The sequence below is a fragment of the Janthinobacterium darwini genome, assembly GCF_051380905.1.
Lineage (GTDB): Bacteria > Pseudomonadota > Gammaproteobacteria > Burkholderiales > Burkholderiaceae_D > Janthinobacterium.
Map to the genome: position 1 here is coordinate 25,762 of NZ_JBNYXX010000008.1, position 19,228 is coordinate 44,989.

At 63.7% G+C, this 19,228-nt stretch carries 9 protein-coding genes and 1 riboswitch; of the genes, 5 read left to right on the forward strand and 4 right to left on the reverse strand.

The genetic code is table 11. The annotated features are described in order from the left end of the window. Positions 1-7 precede the first annotated feature (7 nt). On the forward strand, positions 8-8,698 hold the full coding sequence (locus ACQ4WZ_RS26695) for a glycoside hydrolase family 94 protein (RefSeq protein ID WP_436574877.1): 8,691 nt from the start codon (positions 8-10) through the stop codon (positions 8,696-8,698). Here ACQ4WZ_RS26695 and ACQ4WZ_RS26700 read toward each other — a convergent pair. Then, positions 8,695-8,910 (reverse strand): hypothetical protein, encoded by a 216-nt coding sequence (locus ACQ4WZ_RS26700; protein ID WP_436574878.1) that lies wholly within the window; start codon positions 8,908-8,910, stop codon positions 8,695-8,697. The genes ACQ4WZ_RS26695 and ACQ4WZ_RS26700 overlap by 4 nt on opposite strands. 126 nt (positions 8,911-9,036) lie before the next feature. Continuing rightward, positions 9,037-9,612 (reverse strand): TMEM165/GDT1 family protein, encoded by a 576-nt coding sequence (locus ACQ4WZ_RS26705; RefSeq protein WP_101483566.1) that lies wholly within the window; start codon positions 9,610-9,612, stop codon positions 9,037-9,039. A 21-nt stretch (positions 9,613-9,633) separates the two neighbouring features. After that, positions 9,634-9,802, reverse strand: a riboswitch (yybP-ykoY riboswitch). Between the two features lie 145 nt (positions 9,803-9,947). Here ACQ4WZ_RS26705 and ACQ4WZ_RS26710 point away from each other — a divergent pair. The 3 genes from ACQ4WZ_RS26710 (at position 9,948) to ACQ4WZ_RS26720 (ending at position 15,968) form a co-directional block, all read left to right on the forward strand. Next, a complete protein-coding gene (locus ACQ4WZ_RS26710) occupies positions 9,948-12,329 on the forward strand; it encodes a M1 family aminopeptidase (RefSeq protein WP_436574879.1) in 2,382 nt (793 codons plus the stop codon). 119 nt (positions 12,330-12,448) lie between these two features. Then, positions 12,449-14,308, forward strand: coding sequence for a M1 family metallopeptidase (locus ACQ4WZ_RS26715; protein WP_133988828.1), 1,860 nt, complete (start codon positions 12,449-12,451; stop codon positions 14,306-14,308). Positions 14,309-14,330: 22 nt separating this feature from the next. After that, positions 14,331-15,968: a serine hydrolase gene (locus ACQ4WZ_RS26720; protein ID WP_133988827.1), complete on the forward strand. Its 1,638-nt coding sequence runs from the start codon at positions 14,331-14,333 to the stop codon at positions 15,966-15,968. Positions 15,969-16,066: 98 nt separating this feature from the next. On the opposite strand, the gene ACQ4WZ_RS26725 is transcribed toward ACQ4WZ_RS26720, so the two are convergent. Both ACQ4WZ_RS26725 and ACQ4WZ_RS26730 read right to left on the reverse strand, forming a co-directional pair. Continuing rightward, positions 16,067-16,891, reverse strand: coding sequence for a class I SAM-dependent methyltransferase (locus ACQ4WZ_RS26725; RefSeq protein WP_208327758.1), 825 nt, complete (start codon positions 16,889-16,891; stop codon positions 16,067-16,069). A gap of 88 nt (positions 16,892-16,979) precedes the next feature. Beyond that, positions 16,980-17,639, reverse strand: a complete 660-nt coding sequence (locus tag ACQ4WZ_RS26730) for a pyridoxamine 5'-phosphate oxidase family protein (protein WP_436574880.1) — start codon at positions 17,637-17,639, stop codon at positions 16,980-16,982. A 104-nt stretch (positions 17,640-17,743) separates the two neighbouring features. Here ACQ4WZ_RS26730 and pdxR point away from each other — a divergent pair, with 104 nt between their 5' ends. Then, positions 17,744-19,228, forward strand: coding sequence for a MocR-like pyridoxine biosynthesis transcription factor PdxR (pdxR, locus tag ACQ4WZ_RS26735; protein WP_436574881.1), 1,485 nt, complete (start codon positions 17,744-17,746; stop codon positions 19,226-19,228).

Here is a 19,228-nt window from a genome sequence, read left to right on the forward strand (position 1 = left end):
GGCCAAGTTGAAAGAGTACACCGCAGTAGTCACGCAGCAAATCAAGGAACGGCTTTCCAAATTCAAGGAAAGCTTCCGCGACCATCCCCATGTACCGGACAGTTTCGACGCCGCGCGCGACGATGCCTTGCCCCTGCGTTCGGAGTTATTCAGTGCCATGCAGATGGCCGCCCACGGCAAGAACGTGGCCGCCGGCCACGCGGTGGGCAAGCACCATGGCCGCGACCGCCTATTGGCGCGCCTGGCTGACAATGCGGCCCTGATCACGGCCACCATCAATGAACTGACGGCCACCGTCAAGAGCGGGCGCCAGGTCACGCCCGCCTCGGAGTGGCTGCTGGACAATTTCTACCTGATCGAGGAGCAGATCCGCACCACGCGGCGCCACCTGCCGAAGAACTACAGCAAGGAGCTGCCGCGCCTGACGTCGGGCGTGGACGCGGGCTGCCCGCGCGTGTATAAAATTGCACTGGAAATCATTTCGCATGGCGACGGCCGGGTCGACCTGGAAAACCTGTGCCATTTCATCGAGGCTTACCAGGATGTGGCAACGCTCACGCTGGGCGAATTGTGGGCCGTGCCCATCATGCTGCGCCTGGCCCTGATCGAAAACCTGCGCCGCGTCGCCGTGCGCGTGGCCGACGACCGCATGCAGCGCGACCTGGCCAATACCTGGGCCGACCAGATGACGGACATCGCCGAGCGCAATCCCAGCGGCTTGATACTGCTGGTGGCCGACATGGCCCGTTCGAATCCGCCGATGACCAGCGCCTTCGTGGCCGAATTGTCGCGCCGCCTGCAGGGACAAAGCTCGTCGCTGACCCTGGCCCTGTCGTGGCTGACGCACAAGCTGGCCGAATCGGGCCTCACCCTCGAGCAGCAGGTCCAGTCCGAGATCGGGCAGCAGGCGGCCGACCAGGTGTCGATCGCCAACAGCATCGGCAGCTTGCGTTTTCTGGGCACCATGGATTGGCAGGAATTCGTCGAGACCATGAGCGTGGTCGAGCAAACCCTGCGCCTGGATCCGGCCGGCACGTATGGCTTGATGGATTTCGCCACGCGCGACAGCTATCGCCACGCCATCGAGCGTATCGCCAGGCGCAGCGCGCGCAGCGAAGTGGAAGTGGCCGAGATGGTGGTGCAACTGGCACATACTCACGGCAACGGCAATGACGCACGCCGTGGCCACATTGGCTTTTACCTGGTCGGGCGCGGCGTGCTGGTGCTGGAAAAGCAGGCCGGCGCGAAGCTGCCGTTCATCGAGGCGCTGCAGCATACGGCGCGCGCCGCGCCGCTGGCCGTCTACCTGGGTGCCATCTCGTTCCTGACCCTGGCGACGAGCGCATTGCTGCTCGAACGCGCCGTGCGCCATGGCGTGCAGGGCTGGCCATTGGCGGCGCTGGGCGCGCTGGCGCTGCTGGGCAGCAGCCAGCTGGCCGTGGCCGTGGTGAACTGGCTGGCGACCCTGATGACGTCGCCGCATCCGCTGCCGCGCATGGATTACCAGGCCGGCATTCCGTCGGATGCGCGCGGCATCGTCGTGGTGCCGACCCTGATTTACAGCGAGGAAAACGTGGCCGCCCTGTGCGAGGCGCTGGAAGTGCGCTACCTGGCGAACCGCGATCCGAACCTGCGTTTCTGCCTGCTGACGGATTTTGTCGATGCATCCGCGCAAACGATGCCGGGCGACGAAGCCTTGCTGCGCCAGGCGCAGGAGACCATCCGTGGCTTGAACGATAAATACCGCGTGGAAGGCGCCGAGTTCAAGGGCAATGGCGAGCCGGCCGACCGCGACGAGCTGGGTCATGCAGGGCCATTTCTGCTGCTGCACCGTCCGCGCTTGTGGAATTCGCAGCAGAATGCGTGGATGGGGCAGGAGCGCAAGCGCGGAAAATTGTCCGACCTGCACGCCTTTCTGCGCGGCGGCGCGCGTGACAAATTCTCGCTGGTGGAAGGCGAATTGCGCGGCTTGCGCACCATCAGATACGTGATCACGCTCGACACCGATACGCAGCTGCCGCGCGACGCGGCACGCGAATTCATCGCCACCATGATGCACCCGTTGAACCGTCCCGTGCTGGACGCGGCGGGCACGCGCGTGGTGGCCGGCTATGGCATCCTGCAGCCGCGCGTGGCCGTGGCGCTGCCCAGCGCGAATGCGTCGCGCTACGAGCTGCTGTGCGGTGGCGAACCGGGCATCGATCCCTACACGCGCACCGTCTCCGACCTGTACCAGGATGTATTTTACGAAGGCTCCTTCATCGGCAAGGGCATCTATGACCTCGACATGTTCGAGCGGGTGCTGGGCCAGCGCCTGCCCGACAACAAAATCCTCAGCCACGATTTGCTCGAAGGCTGCTATCTGCGCGCCGGCCTGCTCAGCGACTCGCAACTGTATGAGGAATATCCGGCCCGCTACGACGCCGATGTCAGCCGCCGCCAGCGCTGGATACGCGGCGATTGGCAGCTGATCGGCTGGCTGCTGGGCCGCGTGCCTGGCCGCGCCGGCAAGCGTGAACGCAATCCCCTGTCGATGCTGTCGCGCTGGAAGCTGTTCGACAATCTGCGCCGCAGCGTCGTGGCGCCGGCCACCACGCTGTCGCTGCTGCTGGTGTGGGGCTTCTTGCCCCATGTGGCCTTCTGGAGCGCGGCGGTGCTGGCCATTATCTTCCTGCCGCCCGTCTTTTCGGCCCTGTACGACCTGTTGCGCAAGCCGCGCGACACCCTTTGGCGCCAGCATCTGGCCGCGTTCGAGCGGCGCTGCGGCGTGCAGTTTTCGCATGCCATGCTGACCCTCGTCTTCCTGCCCTACGAGGCGTGGATCAGCCTGGACGCCATCGCGCGCACCCTGTGGCGCCTGGGCGTGTCGCATAAACATTTGCTTGACTGGCGCGCCTCGAATCTGCATACGGCTTCCGGCTCGCAGGGAGACAGTTGGCGCGCCATGTGGTGCTCGCCCGCGCTGGCGCTGGCCACCTTTGCTGCCTTGCTGCACTGGCGCGCGGAAGCGTTGCCGGCCGCCGCCGTGGTGCTGCTGCTATGGCTGGCCGCACCTGCCATCGCCTGGTGGATCAGCCGCCCCATCGAACGGGCCGTGGCGCGCCTATCGGCCGAGCAGGGGCGCTTCCTGCATGGCGTGGCGCGCAAGACCTGGGCGTATTTCGATACTTTCGTCGGTCCCGATGATCACTGGCTGCCGCCCGATAACATGCAGGAGCATCCGAGCCTGGTGGTAGCGCACCGCACCTCGCCGACGAATATCGGCCTGGCGCTGCTGGCCAACCTGACGGCCTACGACTTCGGCTATGTCACCATGGGCCAGTTGATCGAGCGCAGTCGCGCCACCTTGCATAGCATGGGGGAACTGGAACGCTTTCAGGGGCATTTCTACAACTGGTACGACACGCAGACACTCAAGGCGCTGCAGCCGATGTACATCTCGACGGTCGACAGCGGCAACCTGGCCGGCCATCTGCTGACCTTGCAGCCTGGTCTGGTGGAACTGTACGACGCCCCCATCATGGGGCCACAGATCGTCGATGGCATCCGCACGACGGCGCAGGTACTGCAGGAGTTCATTGCCGCCGAAGGCGAAGGCCAGGAGGTGCGCTCATCGCTGGCGCTGCTGCAAATGCCGGCCGCGCCAGCCAGCCTGGCCGAATGGCATGCCTACCTGAGTACCGCGAATGGCGCAGCCGACGCGCTGCTGTCGCTGACCCTGCAAAGCGAGGATGGCGAGCGGTCCATGTGGAGCGGTGCGCTGGCGCGCCAGTGCCGCGCGGCGCTGGCCGAATTGCTGCAACTGGCGCCATGGGCGGCGCAGGCTGGCATTGATGCGGCGTGGCTGCGCGTGCCGACCCTGCGCGAACTGGCCAAACTGGACGTGGCGGAAGGTACGCCGCCCGAGCTGGCGGCATTGTTGGCGCAAGGCCGCGAGCAGGCGGGTCGCCACATGCGCGACATCGCCCACGCGGCGGGCCAGGCGCGCGACTTCGCGCAGATCGAATACGCGTTCCTGTACAACCCGTCGACAAAACTGCTGGCCATCGGCTACAACGTCAGCGAACGGCGGCTCGACCCCAGCTACTACGATTTGCTGGCCTCCGAAGTACGCCTGGCCAGCTTCATCGCCATCGCCCAGGGACAGCTGCCGCAGGAGCACTGGTTTGCCCTGGGCCGCCAGCTATGCATGGTGGCCGGCCAGCCCGTGCTGCTGTCATGGAGCGGCTCGATGTTCGAGTACCTGATGCCGCTGCTGGTGATGCCTAATTATCCGAATACCCTGCTCGACCAGACTTACCACTCCGTCATCGAGGCGCAGATCGATTATGGCCGCCAGCGCGATGTGCCGTGGGGGATTTCCGAATCCGGCTACAACACGGTCGACGCCAGCCTGAATTACCAGTATCGCGCCTTTGGCGTGCCGGGGCTGGGCCTGAAGCGGGGCCTGGGCGACGACCTGGTGGTGGCGCCGTACGCCAGCATGATGGGCCTGATGGTGCAGCCGGAAGCGTCGTGCCAGAACTTGCAGCGCATGCAGGCGGCCGGCTACATGGGCCGCTACGGGTTTTTTGAAGCCATCGACTTCACCACCGCGCGCCTGCCGCGCGGGCAGAGCAGCGCCGTCATCCGCTCCTTCATGGTGCATCATCAGGGCATGGGTTTCCTGGCCCTCAGCTACCTTTTGCACGACCGCCCCATGCAGCGCCGCTTTGAGTCCGATCCGCTGCTGCAATCGGCCTTGCTGGTGCTGCAGGAACGTACGCCGCAGGCAGGTGCGTTTTCCTCGAACACGGCCGAACTGGCGGTGCTGCGCAGCGGCGCGTCCGAGCAGGCCATGCCGATGCGTATCCTCACGCAGGCCAACAGCGCCATGCCTGAAACGCAGTTGCTGTCGAATGGCCGCTACCACGTCATGGTAAGCAATGCTGGCGGCAGCTATAGCCGTTGGAAAGACTTGTCCGTGACGCGCTGGCGCGAGGACAGCACGCGCGACAACTGGGGCAACTTCTGCTATTTGCGCGACCTCGACGACGGTGCCGTCTGGTCCACCACTTACCAGCCGACCTTGGCCGAGCCGAAGAATTACGAAGTGATTTTCTCCGAGGGACGCGCGGAATTTCGCCGTGCCGACCATGGTCTCGACTTGTACACGGAAATCGTCGTCTCGCCCGAGGACGACATCGAAATCCGGCGTACGCGCATCAGCAATAATTCGAACCGCCAGCGGCGCATCGAAATCACCAGCTTTGCCGAAGTGGTGATGGCGCCGGCGGCGGCCGATGCGGCCCACCCCGCGTTCAGCAAGTTGTTCGTGCAGACGGAAATCCTCGCGCATGAAAATGCGATTTTGTGCACGCGTCGGCCCCGCTCGAAGGACGAGCAGATGCCATGGCTGCTGCACGTGATGACCGTGCACGATATCGAGCACTATGCCGTGTCGTTCGAGACGGACCGCGCGCGTTTCATCGGCCGCGGCAACACGGCGCAACTGCCGCAGGCACTGCAGGAGAGTGGCCCGCTGGCTGGCGGCCACGGCTCCGTGCTCGACCCCATCGTGGCCATCCGTTACGTCATCACGCTTGAACCCGACCAGGCAGTGACGGTCGACAGCGTGACCGGCATGGTGGAGCAGCGCGATGCGGCATTGCACCTGATCGATAAATACCAGGATCGCCACCTGGCTGACCGCGTGTTCGAGCTGGCCTGGACGCACAGCCAGGTAGTGCTGCGCCAGTTGAATGCCAGCGAAGCCGATGCGCAGCTGTATGCGCGCCTTGCCAATGCCGTGATCTATGCGAATGCGGCCTTGCGCGCCGAGGCGGGCATCCTGATCAAGAACCAGCGCGGCCAGTCCGGCCTGTGGGCGTATGCCATCTCGGGTGACCTGCCCATCGTGCTGTTGCAGATACGCGACGTAGCCAATATCGAACTGGCGCGCCAGATGGTGCAGGCGCATGCCTACTGGCGCCTGAAAGGGCTGGTGGTGGACCTGGTGATCTGGTGTGAGGACCAGTCGGGCTACCGCCAGCTGCTGCACGACCAGATCATGGGCCTGATCGCCTCGGGCATCGATGCGCAGGCGATCGACCGCCCGGGCGGCATCTTCGTACGCCAGGCCGAGCAGATCGCCAATGAAGACCGCATCTTGCTGCAATCGGTGGCGCGCGCCATCATCAGCGACCTGCGCGGTACCCTGGCCGAGCAGGTCAAGCGCCCTCCCAGCCCCGTGCTGCGCATGCCGCCGCTGCTGCAGGATCCGGCCCGCGAACATGGCGGCGTGCCGCACCAGGCACCAAAGCGCGAGTTGATCCTGGAAAATGGCCTGGGCGGTTTCACGCCCGACGGGCGCGAATACGTGATTGCCACTGGCGAAGGCAAACAGACGCCGGCGCCATGGTCGAACGTGCTGGCCAATGCGCAATTTGGCACGGTGGTGTCCGAAGGCGGCCAGGCGTATACATGGAGCGAGAATGCGCATGAATTCCGTTTGACACCATGGCAAAACGACCCCGTTTCCGACTTGTCCGGCGAAGCGTTTTACGTGCGCGACGAGCAGAGTGGCCAGTTCTGGTCGCCGTCGGCCCTGCCGGCGCGCGGCAGCGGCGACTACGTGACACGTCACGGCTTCGGCTACAGCATTTTTGAACACAGCGAGGGCGGCATCGCCACCGAACTGTGCACCTATGTGGCGCTGGACGCGGCGGTCAAATACTCCGTCATCAAGGTGCGCAACGACAGCGGCGTGCCGCGCCGCCTTTCCGTCACGGGCTATGTGGAATGGGTACTTGCCGACCTGCGCGCCAAGTCCGGCATGCATGTGGCCACCGAAGTCGACACCATCAGCGGCGCGCTGTTTGCGCGCAATAACTACAACACGGAGTTTTCCGGTCGTGTCGGCTTTTTCAATACTGACGCCAGCATCCGCTCCATCACTTGCGACCGCAATGAATTCATCGGCCGCAACGGCAGTCTGGCGCAGCCGGCGGCGCTGCGGCGCGTGCGCCTGTCCGGCAAGGCGGGCACTGGGCTGGACCCGTGCGCAGCGATCCAGGTACCGTTTGAACTGCAGCCGGGGCAGGAGCGTGAAATTGTCTTCCTCCTTGGCGTGGGCGGTCGCCGCAATGCCGACGCCAGTACCATGGTGCAGCGCCATGCGGGCAAGGATGCGGCGCGCAATGCCCTCGACGCGGTGCGCGCGCACTGGGAGAGCACCCTGAGTGCCGTGCGCATCGAAACGCCCGATCCGTCGCTGGATGTGATCGCCAATGGCTGGCTGATGTACCAGACCATTGCCTGCCGTTTGTGGGCGCGCAGCGGCTATTACCAATCGGGTGGCGCGTATGGTTTCCGCGACCAGCTGCAAGATGCGATGGCCATGATCCACACGACACCGCAACTGTTGCGCGGCCATTTGCTGCTGTGCGCGGCGCACCAGTTTGTCGAAGGCGACGTACAGCATTGGTGGCATCCGCCATCGGACCGGGGCGTACGCACGCACTGCTCCGACGATTACCTGTGGCTGCCGCTGGCTGCTTGCCGCTATGTGATCGCCACGGGCGACGTCAATGTGCTGTCCGAAGTGGCGCCCTTCATCGAGGGGCGCGCCCTCAAGCCTGACGAGGATTCGTATTACGACCTGCCCGTGCGTTCGGGCGAGTCGGCCGACCTGTACGAGCACTGCGTGCGTGCTATCCGCCATGGCCTGCGCCTGGGCGTGCACGGCTTGCCCCTGATGGGTTCGTGCGACTGGAATGACGGCATGGACAAGGTGGGTGAGCATGGCAAGGGCGAGAGCGTCTGGCTGGCCTTCTTCCTGTACGAAGTACTGCAGCGCTTCGCCGAGGTGGCCATGCTGCGCGGCGATGCGGCGTTTGCCCAGTTCTGCCGCGACGAAGCCGCCAAGCTGGCGGCCAATGTCGAGGAACACGCGTGGGATGGCGAGTGGTACCGACGTGCCTACTTCGACGACGGCACGCCATTGGGATCGCACACCAACGAGGAATGCCAGATCGATTCGATTTCGCAAAGCTGGGGCGTGCTGTCGGGCGCGGCCAACAAGGAGCGTGTCGCCGGCGCCATGCGCCAGGTCGATGCGCGCCTGGTTCGGCGTGACTCTGGAGTGATCCAGCTGCTCGATCCGCCGTTCGACAAATCCAGCCTCAATCCCGGCTATATCCGTGGCTATGTGCCGGGCGTGCGCGAGAATGGTGGCCAGTACACGCATGCAGCTATCTGGACGGCAATGGCGTTTGCCCGCATGGGAGAGAGTGAGAAGGCGTGGGAACTGCTGCGCATGATCAATCCCGTGCGCCACGGTGTTGACGCGCAGGCTGTGGCGCGCTACAAGGTCGAACCGTACGTGGTGACGGCCGACGTGTATGCCGTGGCGCCGCACGTGGGACGGGGAGGCTGGAGCTGGTACACGGGATCGTCGGGTTGGCTGTACCGGCTGATCGTCGAATCCCTGCTCGGCGTGACGCGCGAAGCGAATGTGCTGCACCTGCGGCCGGCCATGCCGGGCGAGTGGGACAGCTTCAAGCTGCAGTACCGCTTCGGCGCCAGCAGCTATGCCATCACGGTGGAGCGTGCGCAGGGGCGGCCGGCGGGGCTGTCGCTCGATGGCGTCGCGCAGGGCGGCAACAGCATCGCGCTGCGCGACGAGGGCCGCGAGTATGCGGTGCTACTGCTGGTCTAGTCTTGCCACGTGTCGTGTTCCGGACGGCGCCGGCCAAGCAGCAGGATCAGGCCGGCGCCCAGCAACAGCAGGTCGCGCGTGGAGACTTCGTTCGCGGTGGGGCGTGCGGCGTGCGTGGCAGCTGCCTGGCGTTGCGTATGGGGGGCTGCGGCGCCGGCCTGGCTTGCGTAGGCGGCCAGGCACAGCGCCGCCATCTTTCCATTCAAATGCATACATTCCTCAAGAAAGCGCGCTGGCCAATCGGGACCAGCGCGTCGGTATTCAAGTCGCTGCCATTGTAATTATGAGCATTAATATTGTAAATGGGAAATTATATGAGGCTGCGTCAGTGTGATGCCTCAAAATCCCAAGGCCGCGCCCGCGCCCAGCAAGGTTGCCACGCCCAGTATGGCAAAGACCAGCGCCGCGATGCCATGCACCAGGCGCAACGGGACGCGGTTGGCGATCTTGTCGCCCAGGTACACGGCCGGTACGTTGGCCAGCATCATGCCGAAGGTGGTGCCTAGCACGACGGAAACAATGTCGTGGTAGCGCGCCGCCAGCGCCACCGTGGCTACCTGCGTTTTATCTCCCATTTCGGCCATGAAGAAGGCGATCAGGGTGGTCAGGAAGACGCCGTACTTGGCCAGCTTCGCCTCGTCTTCATCGATCTTGTCGGGAATCAGGGTCCAGGCCGCCATCGCCAGGAATGACACGCCCAGTACCCAGCGCAGCACGTCGGGTCCCAGCATGCTGGTGATCCAGGCGCCCACGGCGGCGGCGAACGCGTGATTGGCGATGGTGGCGACGAAGATCGCCAGCACGATGGGCAGGGGCCTGCGGAATTTGGCGGCCAGCAAAAAGGCCAGGAGTTGGGTTTTGTCGCCGATTTCAGCGAGACCGACGATGCCGGTGGAGATGAGGAAAGCTTCCATGAGATTGCAAGAGGTACGCGGGCCGGACGAATTAACCAATGACCCACGGGCGACTCCGGCCCATGCGGCCGCCCTGGATCAATGGTCTCGTCAAGTTCTGCAACCACCTGCACCATGGCCTGCGGGCCAATTATGTTGATACAGGTTCCTGCGGCTGACCGCAGGACGACTACTCCCCAATGTTCGAGGCGCATGATACGCCAATGCCGGCGTCGGCGCCAGTGCCGCGGGGGCGGGGCGCGGCCTTGTGTGTGGGACTTCGACAACAATGATCGATTTGCAAACAGACTCGACTTAGAATGCAGTTTGTCCACGACTCCCAGATGGAATGCGCCATGCCGGTCCTTGTCCGCTTGCTTGCCTTGTGTTTGACCCTGTTTGCTCCTTTGCCCGTCCTGTGCGCCGCCACGCCTTTCGATGACAAGTTCCGCCAGCTGGAAGAATTGCTGCCCACGCCCAACGCCTATCGCACCGCCTCAGGCGCGCCGGGCCACGCCTACTGGCAGCAGCGCGCCGACTACGTTATCCGCGCCACCTTGGACGAAACGCGCCGCGAAATCACGGCCAGCGAACAGATCACCTATCACAACCGCTCGCCGGACAGCCTCGCGTATCTGTGGCTGCAGCTGGACCAGAATGGCTTGCGCCAGGATGCCGACCAGCGCCGCGTCCTGAGCGCGCCATCGCGTCAGGCCTGGCTCAGCGGCACTGAAGAGGAAGCGCTGAAATTCGAGGACTTGCGCGCCATTCATGCGGGGCGCGAGTTTGATGGCGGCTTCAAGCTCACCGCCGTGAAAGCGGCCAGCGGCAAAGCCTTGCCGTATGTGGTCAACCAGACCATGCTGCGCATCGATTTGCCCGTGGCGCTGGCGCCCGGCCAGAGTATCAGCTTTGGCATCGACTGGTCCTATAAAGTCAATGACCAGAAGGTGCTGGTCGAGCGCTCCGGCTATGAATATTTTGAAGACGACAAGAACACGATTTTCCAGATCGCACAGTGGTTTCCGCGCATGGCCGCGTATTACGACGCTGCCGGCTGGCAGCACAAGCAGTTCCTCGGCTCCGGTGAATTCACCCTGGAGTTTGGCGACTACGAGCTGTACCTGACAGTGCCGGGTGATCACGTCGTCGCCGCCACGGGCGAGCTGCAAAATCCTGCTAGCGTGTTGAGCGCGGCGCAGCGCGAGCGTCTGGCGCGGGCGAAAAACAGCAATACGCCGCTGCTGGTGATCACGCCTGCCGAGGCGCTTGCGGCGGAAAAGGGCCGGGCGGCGGGGATGAAAACCTGGCACTTCAAGGCGGCCAATGTGCGCGACGTGGCGTGGGCGTCGAGCCGCAAGTTCATTTGGGATGCGCAGGGACTGGACAGTGGCGGCAAGCGCGTGATGGCCATGTCCTACTATCCGAACGAGGGCAACCCGCTGTGGCAGCAGTACAGCACCCGCGCCGTCGTGCACGCCATCGAGCAGTACAACAAGTACAGTTTCGACTATCCGTATCCGACCGCGATTTCCGTCAATGGCGCCGTGGGCGGCATGGAGTATCCGATGATCTCGTTCAATGGCGGGCGCCCCGTGAAGGACAAGAAGACGGGCGAGCTCACGTATTCGAAGACGGCGAAATATGACCTGATTGGCGTGATCATCCACGAAGTGGGACACAATTACTTCCCCATGATCGTCAACTCGGACGAGCGCCAGTGGACGTGGATGGACGAGGGCCTCAATTCCTTCCTGCAGTACTTGGCCGAGCAGGCGTGGGAAGAGCATTTCCCCTCCTGGAATGGCGAGCCGCGCAAGATCGTTGACTACATGCGCAGCCAGAACCAGGTGCCCATCATGACCAATTCCGAGTCCTTGCTGCAGTTCACGGCGAATGCCTACGACAAGCCGGCCACTGCGCTCAACATCCTGCGCGAGACGATACTTGGGCGTGAACTGTTCGACTTCGCCTTCAAGCAATATGCCTTGCGCTGGAAGTTCAAGCGTCCCACGCCGGCCGATTTTTTCCGCACCATGGAAGACGCTTCCGGCACGGACCTGGACTGGTTCTGGCGCGGCTGGTTTTATACCACCGATGCGGTTGATATCAGCATTGACGGCATCAGCGAATATGGCGTGAGCACGAAAAATCCAGAAACGGAAAAGGCGTGGAAGAAGGCGCAGAAGGCCGCGCAGCCCATCTCGATCTCGGACCAGCGCAACAAGGCGCTGCCAAAGAAGGTTGACCTGGACCCCGCGCTGAAGGACTTCTATAACCGGCACGATGAATTCACGGTCACCAACAAGGACCGCAACAGCTATGCGGAGGAGCAGGAAACGCTGGAGCCTTGGGAGCGGAAACTGCTTGAGCAGCGCAATATGGGCAAGCATCTGTACCTGGTCGACTTTTCGAATATTGGCGGCCTGGTGATGCCGCTGATCCTGGAGATCGAACTGAAAAGCGGCAAGAAGACCATCGAGCGCGTACCGGCCGAAGTATGGCGTTATTCGCCGCACAAGATCAGCAAGGTCATCATCACGGACGAGCCAATGGTGAGCCTGGTGCAAGACCCGTACTGGGAGACGGCCGATATCGACACCAGCAACAACGCCTGGCCGCGAAAAATCACGCCATCGCGCCTGGAGCTGTTCAAGCTGGACCGCGACAAGAATAACCTGATGAAGGATTTTAATACGCCGCTGAAGGCGCCCGAAGCCAATGCCGGGACGAAATAGTGAAACAGCGCCGGCCAGTCCGGCGTTTTTTTTCTGCCTGCCTGCGCCGGAAGTGCTATTCTGCGCGACGCCTCGGCGCACACGGACCGGGGCTTTCGCAAATCATTCAAAAGACGACCATGCAAACTTTGACCTTCCTGCGCGCGCTGGGCTGTGCGCTACTTTGCCAGGTAACCCTGGCGGCGCACGCCGATCCCCTTAGCTACGCGCGTTACGACCAGGTGCGCACGCGCGACCTGCAGCTGGACCTGAAAGCCGATTTCAAGCAAAAGACCCTCTCCGGCTATGCCGAGCTGTCCTTGAACTGGATCGATCCGGCGGCGCGCACCCTGGTGCTCGATACGCGCGATTTGTCGATCGCGAAAGTGCAGGTGCAGGACAAGCGCGGCGCATGGCAGATGGCGCCGTATCAGCTGGACAAGGCCGACCCGGAAAAGGGCCAGGCGCTGCGCATCACCACCACGGGCCAGCCGGGCAAAGTGCGCGTCTACTATCACACGGCGCCAAACGCCATCGCGCTGCAGTGGCTCACGCCGCAGCAGACCATGTCGGGCAAGCTGCCCTTCATGTTCAGCCAGTCGCAAAGCATCAACGCCCGCTCATGGGTGCCGTCGCAGGATACGCCAGCCGTGCGTTTTACCTACAGCGCACGCATTGATGCCCCAAGCGGCATGCGCGTCGTGATGAGCGCCGAGAATGACGAAAAAGCGACGGGCAAGGGCGGTTGGAAATTCAGGATGCCGCAGCCGATTCCATCGTACCTGCTGGCCATTGCCATCGGCGAACTGGAAGTGCGCAAGCTCGGTCCCCGTTCCGCCGTGTATGCCGAACCGCCCCGCATCAAGGCGGCCGAATACGAACTGGCCGACACGGAAAAGATGATCCAGGCCGCCGAAGCGCTATACGGTCCGTATGGATGGGGACGCTACGACATGATCGTGCTGCCGCCATCGTTCCCCTACGGTGGCATGGAAAACCCGCGCCTGACCTTCCTCACGCCAACCATGATCGCGGGCGACCGCAGCCTGGTCGACCTGATCGCGCATGAACTGGCCCACTCGTGGTCGGGCAACCTGGTCACCAACGCCTCGTGGAAGCACATGTGGCTCAACGAAGGTTTCACCACCTACGTCACCACGCGCATCGTCGAGCAGCTGTATGGCAGCGAAGTGGCGCAGATGGGCGTGCAGGTCGACCAGGAAGAACTGGCCGCGTCGATCAAGACATTGCCGGCGGCGAAAACGGCGTTGATCACGCGCGATGCGGATGCCAATCCCGCAGAAACGTATACGGACGATGGCATCATCTACCCGAAAGGTGCCTGGTTCCTGGCTACCATGGAGCGCCGTGCCGGCCGTGCCGTGTTCGATCCCTTCCTGCGCGGCTGGTTCGACCAGCACGCGTTCCAGAGCGTGACGACGGAGCAGTTCATCGCCTACCTGCGCAAGAATCTGCTGGCGCAGCATCCGGACGTGATGCCGGAAGCGGAACTCGATGAATGGCTGTATGGCACCGGCGTGCCGGCCAGCGCGCAGCGCGTTGTCTCGCCGCGCCTGGCGCTGCTCGACCAGCACCGCGACGCCTGGCTCAAGGGGGAGCTGGCGACGAAAGAGCTGGGCATGGATCATTGGGTCGCCATCGAATCGATGCACTTCCTGAACGACATCAACAACAAGGCCAGCGCGGCGCAATTGCGCGAACTGGATCAGGTCTACGGTGTGGGCAAGAGCGGCAACAATGAAGTGGCCTACCGCTTTTACCTCGCTGCCGTGAACGCCGGCTACGACGTGCAGCAGCCCTTGCAGGCATTCCTGATGAGCGTGGGCCGCCAGAAGTTCGTCGTGCCCCTGTACAGCGCGCTGATGAAGACGCCGCAAGGCCATGCCTGGGCCAAGGACGTGTATGCGCAGGCGCGCGCACGCTACCACCCGGTGACGCAGGAAAGCGTCGATAAATTGATGGCCGCGCAAGCGCATTGAACTTTCTTTGGACATCCTGAGCATGCATTCCATGAACCGTCTCGCCGCCGCCATCGTGCTGGCGTTTTCCAGCGTCACTGTGCCGGCACTGGCCTTTGACGCCGCCCCTGTTGCTGCTGCTGCGCCGGCGCCCGCGCCTGCCTTCGATCTTGACCGTGACGTCGCCACCGCCCTGAAGGTTTTCGACGTGCCCGGCATGGCGATCGCCATCGTCAAGGATGGCAAGGTCATCACCGCCAAGGGCTTTGGCGTGCGCAAGCTGGGCGAACCGGCATCCGTCGGCGCCAAGACCCTGTTCGAAGTGGCATCGAACTCGAAAGGCTTCACGGCCGCCGCTCTGGCCATGCTGGTTGACGAGGGCAAGCTGGCCTGGGACGATCCCGTCACCAAGCACTTGCCAGGCTTCCAGATGCACGATTCCTACGTGACGGGCGCCATGACCATCCGCGATTTGCTGACGCACCGCAGTGGCCTGGGCCTGGGCGCCGGCGACTTGCTGTGGTGGCCCACCACCACGTTCAGCACCGACGAGATCATCGAGAAGCTGCGCTACATCCGCCCAGCCACGAGTTTTCGCAACAGCTATGCCTACGATAATCTGCTGTACATCGTCGCTGGCAAGATCATCGCCGACAAGGCCGGCAAGAGCTGGGGCGAGGCGATGCACGAACGCATCCTGGCGCCGTTGGGCATGACGGGCAGCACCACCAGCCTGGCCGAGAACGTTGGCAATCCCGACGTGGCCAATGCGCACAGCAAGATCGACGGCAAGGTCACCGCCGTCAAATCGATGCCGGTGCCGAACGCCGTGGGCGCCGTCGGCATCAACACGAATGCGGAAGATATCGCCAAGTGGATGATGGTGCTGCTCGACGAAGGCAAGATCGCCGGCGTGATGGACAAGGATGGCAAGGAAGCGCGTCTGTTCAGTGAAAAGCAGGGCCGCGAGATGTGGACGGCGCAAACGCCGATCAAGATTGCCGAGCCGAAGCCAAAGCTGGCAGCGACCAAGCCGAATTTCAGCGCGTATGGCCTGGGCTTCCAGCTACGCGACTACAAGGGCATGAAAGTGGCCATGCACGGCGGCGCGCTGCAGGGCTTTTATTCGCGCGTGGTGATGGTGCCGGAAGCGAAACTGGGGGTGGCCATTCTCACCAATGCTGAAAATGGCGGTTCCATGACGGCGTTGCAATGGCGCATCCTCGACCATTACCTGCAGGCAGCGCCGTCGGACTGGCTCGCGCTGGTGGCCCAGGTGGAGCAGGACCAGCATGCGGAAGAAGTCAAGAAGCAGGGCAAGGCGTCGAGCGCGCGCGCGGTGAAATCGCAGCCATCGCTGCCGCTGGCGGCGTATGACGGCGAGTATGAGGATGCCTGGTACGGCAAGGTCGTGATCAAGCCGGAGGGGAAAAAACATATCCTCAGCTTCACGCGCACGCCGGACCTGACGGGCGAGCTGGAACACTGGCAGCATGACACCTTCATCGTGCGCTGGAAAGAGCGTAACTTCAACGCCGACGCCTATGTGACCTTCTCGCTCAATCCCGATGGCAGCATTGACAGGGTGAAAATGGCGCCCGTGTCGGCCGAAACGGATTTCAGCTATGACTTCCAGGATTTGAGCCTGGTACCGGTGAAGCCGAAGGAAACGAAGAAATAAAGCGGTAGGTCGGGTTAGCGCGTTACGCGTAACCCGACGCCATCACAGACGCCAACGATGTTGTCGGATTACGCGCGGCGGTGCCGCGCTAAGCTGACCTACTTGACGAACTTCAGGGTCATACGGTCACTCTCGCCGATGGCCGTGTATTTGGCCCGCTCCACATCCTTGTTGGCGTAGGTGGGTGGCAGTGCCCAGACGCCGCCCTGGTGGTCTGCCGTGTCCTTGGGATTGGCGTTGATGTCCGACTTGGCCGCCAGTTTGAAACCGGCGCCTTCAGCCAGTTTGATCACATATGCTTCGTGCATGTAGCCGCTGCTGGCCGTGGCATCCTGCACCTTGTTCGCCGGCAGGCGGTGTTCGACGACGCCGAACACGCCGCCCGGTTTCAGGCTGTCATAGACTTCCTTGAACAGGGTCTGCATGCCTGCTTCGCCAATGGGTATCCAGTTGTGGATATTGCGGAAGGTGAGCACCATGTCGGCCGTGCCTTTGGGCGCGATGCGGTAGGTGGTGGGTGGCGCGAAGGCGCCGATTTCCACCTTGCCGAAAGCGGCCGGATTGGCGTCGAGTTTTTGCTGGAAGCGCGCCGCGCCGCGGCGTGCGCCTTCGCTGGCGGATTGCGGATCGTTGCCGGCGGCGATCAGCTTGCCGTTCTCGCGCAGGTAGGGCGCCAGGATCTCCGTATACCAGCCGCCGCCAGGCGCCAGTTCTACCACTGTCATGCCCGGTTTGATGCCGAAGAACGTCAGCGTTTCATACGGGTGGCGGGCGCTGTCGCGTAGCGCGTTGGCCGGCGTGCGCGCACTGCCGGCAATGGCTGCCTTCAGGGCCGCGTCGCCGGCATCGGCGGCCAGTGCCGCACCGCTGCCGCCACAGGCCAGCATGACCATCAAGGCCGCAGCCAGGGATACTCGCTTCATCATCATATGCTCCATGCGTGATTGGATCGGTTGGTAAATTGGTGGCGATCGCCATCAACGCCGATCATCGGGCAAGCACGCCGGCCGGTCAAGCGGATTCCGTACCCCATGCAGCGGCATATGCGGGCAACTCGCTGGTGTTGAGCGCATCGGCGATGGCCGCGCCCCGAGCGTGCGTAAACGGCAGTTCACCCGTCCAGACGTCATGCGCCATGTCGCCCGCATCGTCCAGCGGACCGCCCCTGCGCTGCTTGACGGCGCATTCGTCGAGCGCGATGCGCAGCACGGTGGTAGCGGCGTATTCCTTGGTGCTGCCACCGCGCACTTGTGCCAGGCGTCCCGGCGCCAGCTTTTCCATCAGCGCATCCATGGCCGCATGCTGCTGGCCGATGTCGCTTACTTTTTCAAACTGCCCGTACACCATCGCCGAGCGGTAGTTCATGGTGTGATTGAAGGCCGAGCGCGCCAGCACCAGGCCGTCGAGGTGGGTCACCGTCACGCACACGCCCGTATCGCGCAGCAGCTGCTTGAGCATGCGGCTGCCGTTCGAGCCATGGATGTACAGGTGGCCGCCGATGCGCCAGCAGGCGGTCGGGATGCAATGGTTTCCGTGCTCGTCCTGGAAGGCGATATGGCACAGATAGGCGGCGTCGAGGACGGCGTACAGGGTGGCTTGCTCGTAGCTGGCCAGTTCGGCGACGCGGCGTACCCGGGTGCGGGGGCTGGGAGGCAGGGCGGTAGCGGTCATGGTGGAAATCCGGTTGGTTGAAGAAGCAGGCCGCACTATAATCGGCATCTGGCCCTGAAAAAAGATCCAGAACTGATAAATAATTTAGAGCCACAAGGAGGCGCATGGACTTTGCTTTGCTACTGGTTGCATTCGAACGCACGCATCGCGAGCGGGGCTGGCCGCGTCAGCGCCTGCTGCATGAATGCCTGCGCGCGGCGATCCGCGGCGGCCAGCTGGCTCCTGGTACGCGGCTGGCCGCCACGCGCGTGCTTGCTGCGGAACTGGGAATGGCGCGCAATACCGTGCTGTACGCCTACGAGCAATTGGCCAGCGAAGGGTTTGTCTTGCCGGACCGGCGCGGCACCGTCGTCGCCGGCAGTGCCGGCGAGCCGATGGCATCGCCAGTGAGTGGCGGCCAGGATGGCTTGTCGCGCCGCGCCCGGCATTTGCGCGGCGTGGCGGGACAGGATGTGAATGCGGCGCTGGTATTTCCTGCTGACGCCATGGGCGCGTTCGCGCCTGGCGTGCCGGCGCTCGACGAATTTCCGCTGGCGCAGTGGCGGCGCATGCTGGATCGTGCATGGCGTGCGCTGACGCCGCGCCAGCTCAATTACGGCGACCCTGCCGGTGAGCCGCAGCTGCGCATGGCCATCGCCGACCATTTGCGCGCCGCGCGCGGCGTCGTCTGCGATGCGAGCCAGGTGTTCATCACGGATGGCACGCAGAGCAGCCTGGATGTGTGCCTGCGCGCCTTTGCCGACCAGGGCGACACCTTGTGGATCGAGCACCCTGGCTATGGCGGCGCGCTGGCGGCGGGCCGCGGCGCCGGCCTGCAGGTGAGGGGCATTGCGGTAGACATGGATGGCATCGCACCGACAGACGACGACTGGAACACGGCGCCGCCGCGCCTGATCTACACCACACCGTCGCACCAGTATCCGACCGGCAGCGTGCTTAGTCCCGCGCGCCGCATGGTGCTGCTCGACCGGGCCCGTGCCGCCGGCGCCCTGATTATTGAAGATGATTACGACAGCGAATTTCGCCATGGCGGCCCGCCCCTGGCTGCGATGCAGGGACTGGTGGAGGATGCGCCCGTCGTGTATATGGGCACCTTCAGCAAGACCATGTTTCCCGCCTTGCGCCTGGCCTTTATCGTCGTGCCGGCGACGCTGGCCGGGGCCTTCGCGCAGATGCAGGCACAGGGCGCCGCCAGGGGGCGCGTGGCTGAACAACTGGCACTGGCCGAGTTCCTGCGCAGCGGCCTGTTTGCGCGCCATGTGCGCCGCATGCGCCGCCTGTACCGCCAGCGGCGAGACGCCTTGAGCGAGGCATTGCAGCGCCATGCGTGTGCGGGCGCTGGCATCCATGGCGGCACAGCCGGCATGCATTTGGCGCTGCGTTTCCAAGATGCCGCATGGGATGATCTGGCGCTGAGTCGCCGCGCCGCGCAGGACGGCATCGTGGCGCTGGCGCTGTCCGCGCATGACACGGGAGAGAGGAGGGGCGAGGGCGCCGGCTGGAACGGTTTCCTGCTCGGTTATGCGCAGGTTCAGTCCGAGAATATGGATGGGCTGGCGCGCCGCCTGGGCGCGCTGCTGCCGGCGTGA